This window comes from Dehalogenimonas sp. THU2 (genome assembly GCF_039749495.1).
Classification (GTDB): Bacteria; Chloroflexota; Dehalococcoidia; order Dehalococcoidales; family Dehalococcoidaceae; genus Dehalogenimonas.
In genome coordinates this window covers 190,810-203,186 of the sequence record NZ_JBDLLU010000001.1, presented here as the reverse complement: position 1 = coordinate 203,186, position 12,377 = coordinate 190,810, and the positions used below count along the sequence as shown (strand labels likewise).

Below are 12,377 nucleotides of genomic sequence, written 5' to 3'. Positions count from 1 at the left end.
TGTTGATCCGGGTCCGGTTGTTGCTTTCAAGTATGCCGTCGTAGGTCAGTGATATCCAGGGTTTCTGGAACAGCGTCCCGAAGTTGTCGGCCATGGCCGCCACGATGCCGCCCGGCATGCAGCCGTGAGGCATGACCGAGATGACACCGGCGAAAGATTCGTTCTCCAGCCAGTTGATGCCGGCGCCGAGAGAGACCACTGCCTCGCTGCCGCACCTGGGGGAGAGGTACTTTTCGGATTTCGCCAGGATATCCTCGATGGATTCGGCGTGAAACCCGTCCGCGCCGCTATCGATGGCGTTGAAATGGCGCTTGTTCTCCCCGGCGACGAACCGGTACCTGAAATAACTCTGGAGGAGCTTGTGGAAACGCCGGAACCTGATATTGTCCTCGTGGCTACGGTAGAAGATGTATTCGAACCACTCACCCATCGGGGAGACCGAAACCTCCAACCCGACGGCTTCGCAATTCCGTACCAGGTCGTTGTTGGCGAATCGGTTGGCCCGCAGGTAGATCTCGCCGTTGATGCCGACCAGGGGTTTCCGGGGCAGGGCCGGATCGATGATCGATTCAAATTCGTGGGCGGCTCTCCGGAGAATGGCGGTAAGGTCTTCTTTACGACGCGCGCCTTCGATAAAGCGTTGAAGATAATGATCGAACAGGGCGTCCGCCGCCCCGGTTTCTTTTTCGTACGGGCGATTCCGCCACAGCAATTTTTCCAGCGAGTCGGCGGCAAAGATGCCGCTGACCGCCCGCCGCGGAAAATCCCCGCCCAGGTTCATATCGTGGTAAGCCTTATTGGAAGTCGTGGAGCGGACCGGTATATCGAAACCGGCCTGTTTGAGCTTTACACCCTGTTCCAGCGCATACTTGCCAAAGCGGCAGGGGCCGTAGGCGCTGGCCATCATGAACTCGGAGTTTGGCACTTCATCTCCGTGGTCATGGCAGAATCTCAGGAAGTCCCCCAGCGTCAGCCTGTAGGGCAGGCATTCTGTACCTGCGGTAAGCTGGTTGGCATAGTCCAGGCTACGTTCGTCGGTTTCGGGCAATACCTGGACCTTGACGCCGCTGGCCTCGATGACACCTGAAAGAACCTTGAGAAAGGGAGCCATGTATGGGATCAGCATGGTCTTTGTCGTACGGTCGAGCGGTATGGTCCGGCGACGGATGCCGGCCGGCTGCACTTCCTGCTGGGTCTCCCCGGCATAACCCTTGATCGTATCCACAAAGGCTTCCAGCCGAGTGACGATACCAGCCTCGGCGGCATGTTCGTCCAGCTCCAGTTGACCCATGGGCTTGCAGCCCATGATGTCCTCGAGAATCGGCAGGATGAACGAATTCGGGCCGCATCCGAAGTTGGTCAGCATCAGCCCGTATAGATTGGGATCACGGGCGATAAGAACCGAGGCGGCGATGAATTTGCCTTCGTAAGACCAGTACGGCCGGTCGGAATAGGCGCTGACGTCGATCGATTCCAGAGGCAGGAAATCGATCGGTATGGGCACGACACCCAGCTGAGCCAGTTTTTCGGCGATGCCGAGATTGGCGCCCGTGTCGCCGGACATGTAGGACCGGGTCAACAGGACGACGCCCTGTTTGCCGCTTACTTTCAGATCCGCCAGTACCCGCGCGCCGAGTTCCGCCCGGGCCATTTCGAACCGCGCCTGAGCGGCGACGCCGGCCAGCGCGGCCTGCCTGGCCTTCTTGGGACTGGCCCCCAGGGTGATGCCGGTCTTCGTCAGATTGTCGATCACTTCAGCGTTGCCCAAGCTTAGATCGAGCACCGGCGACAGGAGTTTGCCCGCGAGACCGAGTACTTCGCGCACGATATAGGGCGATGCCTGAACCAGGGGGCAGGCATACTTCTGGTTTTCATCGCCTTCCTTGATGCCGAGCCTGATGGCGCTGGGGAAAAGGATGAAATCCGTTTTGTCCTTCAAAGCCGCCACGTGACCGTGCAGCAGCTTTACGGGGAAACAACTGTCGGTATAGGCCAGTTCGATGGATTGTTCGATGATCTTGGTGGTCGTCTTGGGGGACAACCGTATCCGGGCATCGAGCGCCCTCAGGAATCCGATCAGTTGCGGCGCCAGGTCGTGAACCAGAAGCGCCCTGGGGATACCTACCATCGGTCCGGTACCCGAGTTTTCGTCATAATCCTGGAATAGGAGCTTTTCCCGTTCATCGAAGGCAGTTGTCATTCTGGCCTGCCCGGTTTGGGCGTCGTAGCGGTCGCATCGGCTGCCGTAAAAGCTCAGGGCGCCTGAAGGCAGCTTCATCTGGGTGATGGTGCAGGTATTGCCGCAATGATAACAGGGGAAGGCGGTGAGTTTGCATTCGCTCTCGACCAGGGCCTGGAACCCCTTGAAAACCGATTTTTCATCCCCTTTAGAGGTATCCCTGGCCAGTAACGCCGCGCCCATCGCCCCGCTCACCTCCCGGTGTTCGGCGACCATGAGATGATGCCGCGGCAGTTGTTGCCGGAACGCGGCGACCACCGCTTCATTGTAAAAGACGGCGCCAGTCAGGATGATGCGTTGTCCCAGTTTTCGATGCGCCACTACCTTGGACAGGTAGTTTTTAGCGATAGCGTTAGCCAGCGAGGCGGTTATGACCGGGAGCGATACCCCATCCTGCTGGGCCGAGGTGATGGACTGGCTCATGAAGGCGGCGCACCTGGTGCCCAAGTCGATGGTGTGAGGTGCGGTGAAGGCCAGCCTGGCGAAGTCGCCGTTTATGACCTTGACCCCCAGCATGTCGGCCAGTTCGTCGATGAAGCTGCCGGTGCCTGCCGCGCAGGCCTTGTTCATCTGGCAGTCGATGACCACGCCGTTCCGCTTGAGCACCAGTTTGGAATCCTGCCCGCCGATCTCGATAATGTCGGCTTCCGGGTCCAATTCGGCGGCTGCACGGGTTTGGGCGGTGATCTCGTTTTTGATCATATCAGCGCCGACAAATCCGCCGATCAGGTAGCGGCCGGAACCGGTGACGCCGACACCGGCGATATCGACGTTGCCGGCTCCCTTTTGCAACAGATTGGCCATTACCTGCTTGATGGCCTCGACAGGACGGCCGGCGGTCATCAGGTATGTTTTGGCGATGATCGTGTTTGAAACCTCATCCAGGATAACGGCCTTGGTGCTGGTCGAACCGACGTCGATCCCCAGGTAACCCCGGCATGCCCCGGCCACCGGCTGTAATTCCGCGGGTGCCGGCGTGGCATGGCGCACAAGCGGTTCGGTCTCAAAATAGCGCTGCTGCTGCTGCACGGCCGGGATGGGTTTCACCTCGGAGCGATGTCCCCTGGACAGGAGCGCCGCGCCCAGGGCTTCGGTGTGGAGGCAGTCCTGAGGTACGGCTACCGAAACGGGACGTCCGATTTTAGTTGTCAGAAGATTGTTCAAAGCCCGGAGAACTGCGCCGTTGGCGGCGACGCCGCCAACCAGGTATATCGGCGTTTCGAAGGGCTCTTTCTTCAAGGAGATGATCATCCGGGCGATGCTCTCGCACAGGGCATACAGCATGGCGGACAGGGAGACGCCTTTTTGCTGCAGGTGGATGAGATCGCTCTTGGCGAAAACGCTGCAACGGGCGGCTATACGGGGTACCGGTCCCTCGTGGGCCAGCGCCGTCCGTGCCAGTTCGTCCATGGTGATGCCCAGCCGGTAAGCCTGCTGCTCCAGGAAACGGCCGGTGCCGGCGGCACAAAGGGGATTGGAAGTTACTTTCCAGGGCTTATCAAGACCGTCTTCCAGGCTGATGACCAATGAACTCTGACCGCCGATCTGGATGATGGTCCTTGCGTCCGGATGGTCGCGAAGCACACCCGAGGCCACGGCCAGCGGACTGGAATGCTCACCCCAGCCCCATTCCTCGGGGATGATACCCTTACCTGAGCCGGAAGCGCTGGCGCCGATAACGCTGTCAATCTGTTCCAGCCGGCCAAGCAGCGCGCTCGCCGCGGAACGGGCGTCGGAGGCTATTTTTTCGGTATCACGTTTGACGACCCGCCCCTCTTCGTCGACAAGGCAGAGTTTGACGTTGACCGATCCGATGTCTAATCCAAGATAATAGCCCATATTGCTGACATTATGCTTGAAAATGGGTGTGATTGGCAACCGCCCCCCCAGCCCGATCCGATATTTTTTCCGGGGAGTTACTCGTCAAACATCAGTTTCGCTTGGACGGCCTTTTTCAAGTCTACGGCATTCCGCGGTGCGTAGCCCTGCCAGTGATTATTGAAGAACGCGAACATCGTGGTGCTTTTTTCGGCGGCGGCTGCTACGTTTACGGCCAGTTCATCGATCTCGGTTCCGGAATACAGGTAACGGTAGCGGGTCTCGTTATTTCCCGTCCACCAGTCGGCGGTATTGCGGCCATGGAAACGGAAGTAGGCCATGCTTGAGGTTGAAGGTAATTCTCTGGCGATGGAGAAGCTGAATTGCGGTTCATCGATCTGCACCCAGGCGGCATCAGCCTGAGTCAGCAGTTCCGCCGTATCCGGGTCATCGCTCCAGCTTTTATGCCTGAGCTCGACGGCCAGCGGATAATCGGCAAAAGTGTTCAGTACGGCTTCGAGAATCTGTCTGCCGGAGCGGTCGTTCACGAAACCGGGAGGAAATTGCGCCAGCACCGCCCCCAGCTTGCCCGCCCGGAATAACGGTTCGATGCCCTTGCGGTATTGTTCGACATCATCTTGCGATATCGCGGCCACCTCGCCGGTAGCGCTTTCGAACATCTTCGGATGGGTGAATTTCTGCCACAGCTTGGCGGTGAACTTGAAGTAGTCCGGCGTCTTCCGTACCCAATTTTCGGCGTTGGCGGGGTTCACCGGAGAGTAGAAAGAGCTGTTGATTTCGACGCAATCGAAGACCTGGCTATAGAAACCAAGCTCGTTTTTCGTGCCCGGCGGGTAAAAATAGCCGTTCCAGGTGCCCTCGCCGCTGGGATAGCTCCAACCCGAGGTACCGACACAGATACTGCTGACGGTCATGATAAGTTGGGACACACTTCTCAATCCGGTTTTCAGGACTTTTATCACTGATTGTTGGAGCGACGGAAAACAAACTGACTAACTGGATCAGGCGGCAGTCGCACTTGGAAAAAACTCAACCACTGCTGTCCCAGAGACGGTCTTCTCACCCCGAGGGTTTTCTGCCCAGATGCTGAGAGTCACCAATTTATCGCCGGTATCCGGCACCTTGGTGACCGTGCCCCGGCAGGTGAACGGTTCACCGGGGAAGGTCATGGCCTTGTAGCTGACCGAGAACCTCTTGATGGAGCCGGCGTCACCCAACCAATCGGACAGCAGTTGCATCAGGCAGGCGCTGACCAGTTGCCCGTGGACTACTATGTCGGGCAAACCGCGCGCCGCGGCGGCGTCACGGTCGTAATGGATGGGATTGTAATCGCCGGAAGCCCCGGCGTACATCACCAGTTGCCGCGACGTCGGATTCTTCACCAGCGACGGTATCTCGGTTCCCACGGCGAGGTCATCAAATCTAATCGTATCAGTCATTTTTAGTCACCAGCGCCGTCTGGCGGCAGGAGGCTACCAGCTCATTGTCCTGGTTGGTGTAGGCTATGTCGAAATTGACGAAAACGGTGGTCCGGCGGCCGGAGATCCGTTCCCGAGCCGAGGCGATCTTCGCTCTCATGGTCACGGTATCGCCCAGCCTGACCGGGCGATGAAACTCGACCTCCGTGGCGCCGTGTAGCACCGCCACCTCTTCCGACGACGCCAGCAACTCATATACCTTGTCGAACCCCAACGCTGGTATCAATGAAGGCGGTGCCTCGGCCTGCCACCTGGGGCTGTCATCACCGACGGCTTCGGCGAACTTCCTTATCAGGCCTTTTTCGATATCGAAGACCAGAGGCGGTAGTTCGTAACCCGCTTTGTCCTTCAGTTCGAAAATGGATATTCGTTCCATGATGGCCCCTAGATTAACCGATGCTGTGACACGGTGTCAACGACCATGCCCCAACATTTAAGATCGTAACTTTTTGAGTTCGCAGAAAACCGTGTTATGTTTAAATTGAATTTCAATCATCGCAGGTTACCTCGGCTCGGTATAATGCCGGATCGCTGCTCTGTATTATGTAATATAATTCGCACGATGTTTATGCATAACAAATGTTCCATATGATAAAATACAGTAGAGCTTCGGGACCAAAACCAGGAGGTGCCATGGCATCTCTCGCTTCTAAGGAACCAAATCTCCGGATAATGCGCCACCTGATCATCAGCTTCGTGCTGGTTCCGGTCATCGCTCTCGTAAGCTGCGCCGGCGGCCGATCCCCGGAAACCCTCCAGCCGGTCCGGGTCGGCATGGAATCCACCGCGGTCAATTCCCTAATCTATATCGCCCGGGACAAGGGCTTCTTCGAGACCAACGGCATCGAACTTGTCCTTGACGACAGCTATGTGTCCGGTTCCGCCGCCGCGGCGGGCATGCTGCGGGGCGAGGTGGACGTGGCGACCGCCGCCGAACTGGCTGTGGTCAGAGCTGCTTTCGATGGAGATGATATCACCACCCTGGGCAGCATCGATATGTTCACCCACATGAAGCTGGTCGTCCGTAAGGACCATGGCATAGAGACAGCCGCCGATCTAGCCGGGAAAAAGGTCGGCGTGCCGGTGGGCAGTTCCGCCGACTTTTTCCTGGGCCGCTATCTTGACCTGCACGGCATCTCCCGCAACCAGATCACCACCATCAATGTCCAGGCCCCGGACGCCGTCGCCGCCATAACCGGCGGGAACGTGGATGCCATCGTCACCTGGCAGCCCAACATCATCGCCATGCAGGACCAACTCGGAGATAAAGCCTCTATCTTACAGGTGCAGAGCGGCCAGTCCATGTACTGCGCCCTGATCTCCACCGGCGCCTGGGTTACGGCCAATCCGAAACTAGTGGAAAGTTTCCTCAAGGCGCTGGTCGAGGCCCATGATTTCCTCTCCCGGAATCCGGAGCAGGGCAAGGCCATGGTCCAGACAATATTGGGCTATGAAGACCGCTTTATCAATAACATTTGGCCGGAGCATCGTCTCACGATCCGACTGGACCAGTCACTCGTCCTGGCCATGGAAGACCAGGCCCGGTGGCTGATAGAGAACGGCCTGACCGAAGCGGCAACGATACCCAATATCAGGGATTACCTTTACCCGGACGGTCTGATGGCAGTCAAGCCGGACACGGTGAGTTTGATACGATGAGGCAGCTATATGCGAACTCCGATCACGATAACATTAGTAGCGTCATGCTGGAGGCAGGAATAGGCTCTTCTTCCGGCATTAAAAAGAAAAACCGAACTCGGTCAGAATTATCCGTTAAAGCAATAATTGAATGAAGATCAGAACTCAGTTCTTCCTCAGCATGGTACTATTCAGCATGGTGCTGCTGTTCGTCGCCGCCTCGTTTCTGTTCACCGCCCGTGAGGTGAGCCGGCTGGAACAGCAGGAACTCATCGGTCACAGCGTCGTCCAAGGGGCGACCGATCTGGGCTACCTGGTCAATGACTACCTGCTGTACCGGGAACCTCAGCAGCGCATCCGCTGGGAGGCCAAGCTGGCTGAACTGACCGGGAACCTCCAGCTTTTAGATACAAGCGGACCGGAACTCACCAAGCTGGCTGAAAACCTGAATGCCAACCGCAATGCCCTGCAAACCGTTTTTGCCGATATTGCCGCCACCGTCGAGAGCAACCCGCTGACCGATCCCGCCGCCCGTCTCGCTTTCACCCAGGTCTCATGGAGCCGCCTCCAAGTGCCGACCCAGGCTATCGTCTTCGACGCCACCCACGTGCCGGAAATATTCGAGGATCGTATCGACGAGGTTCAGCAGAGGGAATTGTTCCTCGTTATAGCCATCTTGGTCCTGATCGCCGGATATTTCGGCACGACCTACGCCATTGTCCAGCGCCGGACCCTCCGATGCCTGGAGTATATCCAGTCCGGAGTCAACATCGTTGGCTCCGGCAACCTCGATTATGTGATTCCGCCGATGTACGACGACGAGGTAGGCGCCCTTGCCAAGTCCTTCAACCGGATGACGGTCGATCTGAAAGGTGTTACCGCGTCCAAAGCGGATCTGGAGAGAGAGGTCATCCGGCGCGCCGAGGTCGAGGAAGAACTCAAGATTACCAACGAGCACTTACAGGAAAACACGCAGCGTTTGAAAGAGGAGATCGCCGACAGGAAGGCTGCCGAAGAGGCGATCAGGCTTAGCGAAGAAAAATACCGTAATCTGTTCAGCAGCATGAACGAGGGTTTCGCCCTCCATGAGATCATCCTAGATAAAGTTGGCAAGCCGTATGACTACCGCTTCCTCGATGTCAATACCGCTTTCGAGCGCCTGACCGGCCTGAGCGCTTCTCACGTAACCGGACGGACGGTTCGTGAGGTTATCCCGGCCATCGAACTTTCGTGGATCGAACGGTATGGTAAAGTGGCCTTGACCGGGTTGCCGGTACGCTTTGAAAATTATGCCGCGCCGTTGAACCGGTGGTATGAGACCTATGCCTATTCACCCGGTAAAAACCGCTTCGCCGCAGTATTCACCGATATTACAGAACGTAAACATGCCGAGGAGGCTTTAAAGGAGAGCGAATCCAAATACCGCACCTTGTTCGAACAATCGGCCAGCCCGGTACTGGTGGCTGATGCCGAGGGACATTATATCGATGCCAATCAGTCGGCACTGGATTATCTGGAATGCAGCCGTGAGGAATTGCGGCAGAAGCATGTCTGGGATTTTATCCCGCCTGGTTTGGAAAACCGCCAGAAAATGGAACACACACCGTTTATCGATCACCGGACGGTCGAGACCAGTTACCTTGTCCACGGCAGGATCAAAACCCTGCTGCTGAGCGTTTCACCGGTTAACACCGGCGGGCACCAGGTGCTCTATGGCATCGGCCAGGATATTACCGAGCGCAAACGCACCGAGCAGATGAAGGACGAGTTCATAGGCATGATCTCCCATGAGCTCAAAACTCCACTGACGGTGATCATCGGCGCTTTGTCCACCGCCGCCATGGAGGGTTTGTCCGAGGATCTCAGGCGTGAGCTGTTCAAGGACGCCGTCAACCATTCCGCTATTCTCACCGGCATCGTGGACAACCTGCTGGAACTGTCGCGCCAGCAATCAGACCGGCTGGACCTTCATAAGGAACCCACTGAGATCGACCAGTTATGCGAAAAGGTGTTACAGCAGTTGAAGAACCGGTCGGACATCCATCAGTTGATATGCGATGTCCCCGGCGGTCTGCCGCAGGTACCCGCCGATCCGCTCCGGGTGGAACGCATCCTGTATAACCTGGTGGAAAATGCCATCAAATACTCCCCCAAGGGCGGTGAGGTGAAAGTCACGGCAGAACAGCAAAACGGCAACCTGGTGGTGAGCGTCAGCGATCAGGGACTGGGTATCAGCCCAGAGAATCAAGCCAAGCTATTCCAGAAGTTCGAGCGGTTGGGCGCGGAGGTCAAGGGCGCTATCCAGGGTACCGGACTTGGCCTCAGGGTCTGCCGCATTCTGACCGAGGCTCACGGCGGCCGCATCTGGGTGGAATCGGAGCCGGGTCAAGGTACCACCTTCTACTTCACGCTGCCGCTCACCGGCGATGCCAACGGAAATTCCGGACGAAGTGCAGTGATCTAAAAACCTAGATCACCATGATGTGTTCCCGGGAGACTTCAAAACAACGTTCACACGCCGGGCATTTGAATGTTACCGTTGTGAGTGATTGCCCGGATTTCTTGTATGTTTCAATATATGAGCGTTCGCCGTCGTTGGGGCACAAAACCACCATAACAAAGCAGCGATTCGTATCCGGATCGACAAATCTTGGCTCACTCGTCTCGAACATTCTATCCACAACCACCGGGGCCACCATGGGTTCCATCTTCAACCTCCTCGTCTGGAACCAGGGGACCAGATGATTCTAGTCCTGTGTAACATGGATTTCAATACCCTACTTTGGTCATTTTTATCCGGTTTGCTATATACGTACAGTCTTAATGGATCTAGTTCACTACCCTTTTTCCGGACCTTGTGTTATCATTAACTTTAACGCTGAGGTGAAGCTAAGATAGTATGAAAATCGGTCCCGGTGAACTCCTTATGGTCGCCCTCATCATCATCCTCTTTATCGGCGCCAGCCGAATGAAGAAGGTATCGCAGGACGTCAAGAAGCAAAACGAAGCCGCCCGCCCGGTGCGCCGGACTAACGGCGCGGCTGTTAAAAAGCCTGCCGTCAAGTACCCACAGCTTCAGCTCCTGGGCGTGCTGGTGCTGCTGGCCGGCGCCACCATGGCCGTGATCGGCTACCTGATCTCCCAGGGATTCACCACATTGTTCGTCGGCGGCGTCATCGTGGCCGTCATCGGCATCGCCTTCATGATCCTCGCCCGTCGCCGTTAAAACAGCTTTGACACCCCCACAGGCGGGTGTTACACTCATTATCGTCATTCCCGAACCACCAATCTTGAGTTATAAATTATTTATCGTATGATTTTCAAACGTATCGGCCTCATCTATCATCCGCTCAACAAAGCGGCCCTCGACCTTGCCAAGGAGATCGCCGCCTACCTGGACCAGGCCGGCTGCGGCCACTGGCTGGGTTCCGCCTGGGACGGGGAACGGTTGCGGGGCCAGATGGCCGATACCGACCTCATCGTGACCACCGGAGGCGACGGCACCATCCTGCGGGCGGCCCAAGCGGTACTGCCGCTGGATATCCCCATCACCAGCGTCAACCTGGGCAAACTGGGCTTCATGACCGAGATGCCCGCCGCCGAGGCACTGGAACTCCTGCCCAAACTGCTGGCCGGTGATGGCTGGAGCGACTACCGCACCGTCCTGGAAGCCGAATTCCTGCCCCACGATAAAAAGGAACAGCCAGACCAGAGCTTCTTTGCCGTTAACGACGTGGTGGCCGCCCGAGGCGGCATCGCCCGCATCATAAGCGTGGCCTGCCATATCGACAGCGCCCATTACGCCACCTACAAGGGCGACGGTGTAATCGTGGCTTCGGCCACCGGTTCCACCGGCTACAGTTTCGCCGCGGGCGGGCCGGTGCTCTATCCCCAGTCCGCGGATATACTGCTGACGCCGATCCTGCCACACCTGGGCCGAAGCTATTCCCTGGTGACGCCGGCTGATAAAACCATTTCACTTAAAATAAGCACCAACCACCAGGCGACGATGTGCATCGACGGGCATATCAACATGTCGCTGTCCACGGGAGACGTGATCAATGTCCGGACCAGCCGTCACCGGCTGCATTTCCTACGCCTGCGTCAACCGGACTCTTTTTACGTCGAGACCGACCATAAATTGAAAGGCAGCCGCACCTGATGAATATCGAAAAAGCCACCATTAAAGACGTCATCCAGATACAGAAACTGGTCAATTCCTTCGCGGAGCGAGGGCAGATGCTGGCCCGCCCGCTGTCCGAGATATATGAGAATATCCGGGATTTCTTCGTGATCCGTGAAGGCGCTGAAGTTGTGGCCTGCGCCGCGCTGCATATCAGTTGGTCGGACCTGGCCGAGGTCAAGTCCCTGGCAGTGGAAGTCGAGCATCGGCGACGGAAAATGGGCACGGCGCTGGTGAGAGCCTGTGTAGACGAAGCCACCGCCCTGGGCATCACCACTGTCTTCTGCCTGACCTACCAGCCGGAATTCTTCGGCACCTGCGGTTTCAAGCTGGTGGAAAAGAAGGAACTGCCGCACAAGGTCTGGGGCGAATGCTACCGCTGCCCCAAGTTCCCGGATTGCGACGAGTCCGCCATGCTCTTCAGGATCCCGGTGGCTGTCGCAGCATGAATACTGAAACCTCCGGCGCCCCCGGCGAAACCGTAGAACGGTGTGTCGTTTATACCAGCAAGGTCATCAACGTCCGCCAGGACACCGTCATCTTCCACGACGGCTCGACGCGGACGCGTGACGTCGTGGAGTATCCGGATGCCGTAGCCATGGTCGCTGTCGATGAAAACGATGACCTCCTCCTTGTGCGACAGTACCGCCACGCCCCGGCCGCCGAACTTTTAGAGATACCCGCCGGCGGCATCGATGCCGGCGAAACACCGGAAGACGCCGTTCGCCGCGAAATGCAGGAAGAAACAGGCTATTTCCCGGAGCGGGTAGAACGACTGACCAGCTTCTATTCCGCCCCCGGCTACTCCACCGAGGTCTTGCACGTTTTCCTGGCCGCCGACTTGAAACCAGCTCGCCTGGTAGCCGAAGATACCGACGAGATCACCCTTGTCCGGGCATCCCGCGCTGAAGTTACGCGGATGATCTCCGGAGGCACCATCCGCGACGGTAAAAGTATTGCCGGGCTGCTGTTCTATTTGAACCTGAGATAGACTGTAGAC

The 12,377-nt window shown here is 57.4% G+C and carries 11 protein-coding genes; 6 read left to right on the top strand and 5 right to left on the bottom strand.

What is annotated here, in order from left to right:
- From ABFB09_RS01035 to ABFB09_RS01020, 4 genes are all read right to left on the bottom strand, one after another.
- Window positions 1-4,117: acyl-CoA dehydratase activase (locus ABFB09_RS01035; RefSeq protein WP_346999233.1), on the bottom strand; the 4,117-nt coding region annotated here is incomplete at its 3' end.
- A 38-nt stretch (window positions 4,118-4,155) separates the two neighbouring features.
- On the bottom strand, window positions 4,156-5,007 hold the full coding sequence (locus tag ABFB09_RS01030) for a DUF72 domain-containing protein (protein WP_346999232.1): 852 nt from the start codon (window positions 5,005-5,007) through the stop codon (window positions 4,156-4,158).
- Between the two features lie 72 nt (window positions 5,008-5,079).
- Window positions 5,080-5,517, bottom strand: a complete 438-nt coding sequence (locus ABFB09_RS01025; protein ID WP_346999231.1) for a MaoC/PaaZ C-terminal domain-containing protein — start codon at window positions 5,515-5,517, stop codon at window positions 5,080-5,082.
- The gene (locus ABFB09_RS01020) at window positions 5,510-5,932 is read right to left on the bottom strand and encodes a MaoC family dehydratase N-terminal domain-containing protein (RefSeq protein WP_346999230.1); all 423 of its coding nucleotides are present in this window, start codon (window positions 5,930-5,932) and stop codon (window positions 5,510-5,512) included. Before ABFB09_RS01020 ends, ABFB09_RS01025 begins: the two co-directional genes overlap by 8 nt.
- Before the next feature lie 257 nt (window positions 5,933-6,189).
- On the opposite strand from ABFB09_RS01020, the gene ABFB09_RS01015 reads away from it, so the two are divergent.
- Window positions 6,190-7,215, top strand: coding sequence for an NrtA/SsuA/CpmA family ABC transporter substrate-binding protein (locus ABFB09_RS01015; protein ID WP_346999228.1), 1,026 nt, complete (start codon window positions 6,190-6,192; stop codon window positions 7,213-7,215).
- Window positions 7,216-7,345: 130 nt separating this feature from the next.
- Window positions 7,346-9,658, top strand: coding sequence for an ATP-binding protein (locus ABFB09_RS01010; protein ID WP_346999226.1), 2,313 nt, complete (start codon window positions 7,346-7,348; stop codon window positions 9,656-9,658).
- Between the two features lie 4 nt (window positions 9,659-9,662).
- Here the strand turns inward: ABFB09_RS01010 and ABFB09_RS01005 are convergent, their stop codons facing one another.
- On the bottom strand, window positions 9,663-9,902 hold the full coding sequence (locus ABFB09_RS01005; RefSeq protein WP_346999225.1) for a hypothetical protein: 240 nt from the start codon (window positions 9,900-9,902) through the stop codon (window positions 9,663-9,665).
- 191 nt (window positions 9,903-10,093) lie between these two features.
- On the opposite strand from ABFB09_RS01005, the gene ABFB09_RS01000 reads away from it, so the two are divergent.
- The 4 genes from ABFB09_RS01000 to ABFB09_RS00985 all read left to right on the top strand — a co-directional run bounded on the left by ABFB09_RS01000 (window position 10,094) and on the right by ABFB09_RS00985 (window position 12,368).
- Entirely contained in the window at window positions 10,094-10,420 is a 327-nt protein-coding gene (locus ABFB09_RS01000) for a hypothetical protein (protein ID WP_346999223.1), read from the top strand.
- A gap of 87 nt (window positions 10,421-10,507) precedes the next feature.
- Window positions 10,508-11,356 carry an NAD(+)/NADH kinase gene (locus tag ABFB09_RS00995; protein ID WP_346999222.1) on the top strand — a complete coding sequence of 283 codons (849 nt, stop codon included), beginning with the start codon at window positions 10,508-10,510 and terminating at the stop codon, window positions 11,354-11,356.
- Window positions 11,356-11,826, top strand: coding sequence for an N-acetyltransferase (locus tag ABFB09_RS00990; protein ID WP_346999221.1), 471 nt, complete (start codon window positions 11,356-11,358; stop codon window positions 11,824-11,826). The genes ABFB09_RS00995 and ABFB09_RS00990 overlap by 1 nt, the downstream gene beginning before the upstream one ends.
- On the top strand, window positions 11,823-12,368 hold the full coding sequence (locus ABFB09_RS00985) for an NUDIX hydrolase (RefSeq protein ID WP_346999220.1): 546 nt from the start codon (window positions 11,823-11,825) through the stop codon (window positions 12,366-12,368). The genes ABFB09_RS00990 and ABFB09_RS00985 overlap by 4 nt, the downstream gene beginning before the upstream one ends.
- Window positions 12,369-12,377 lie beyond the last annotated feature (9 nt).

Bases quoted from the DNA above. Each gene is read 5' to 3' on its own strand.
- ABFB09_RS01020 (WP_346999230.1), bottom strand. From the start codon at position 5,932: ATGGAACGAATATCCATTTTCGAACTGAAGGACAAAGCGGGTTACGAA.
- ABFB09_RS00990 (WP_346999221.1), top strand. From the start codon at position 11,356: ATGAATATCGAAAAAGCCACCATTAAAGACGTCATCCAGATACAGAAA.
- ABFB09_RS01010 (WP_346999226.1), top strand. From the start codon at position 7,346: ATGAAGATCAGAACTCAGTTCTTCCTCAGCATGGTACTATTCAGCATG.
- ABFB09_RS01025 (WP_346999231.1), bottom strand. From the start codon at position 5,517: ATGACTGATACGATTAGATTTGATGACCTCGCCGTGGGAACCGAGATA.
- ABFB09_RS01000 (WP_346999223.1), top strand. From the start codon at position 10,094: ATGAAAATCGGTCCCGGTGAACTCCTTATGGTCGCCCTCATCATCATC.
- ABFB09_RS01015 (WP_346999228.1), top strand. From the start codon at position 6,190: ATGGCATCTCTCGCTTCTAAGGAACCAAATCTCCGGATAATGCGCCAC.
- ABFB09_RS01005 (WP_346999225.1), bottom strand. From the start codon at position 9,902: ATGGAACCCATGGTGGCCCCGGTGGTTGTGGATAGAATGTTCGAGACG.
- ABFB09_RS00995 (WP_346999222.1), top strand. From the start codon at position 10,508: ATGATTTTCAAACGTATCGGCCTCATCTATCATCCGCTCAACAAAGCG.
- ABFB09_RS00985 (WP_346999220.1), top strand. From the start codon at position 11,823: ATGAATACTGAAACCTCCGGCGCCCCCGGCGAAACCGTAGAACGGTGT.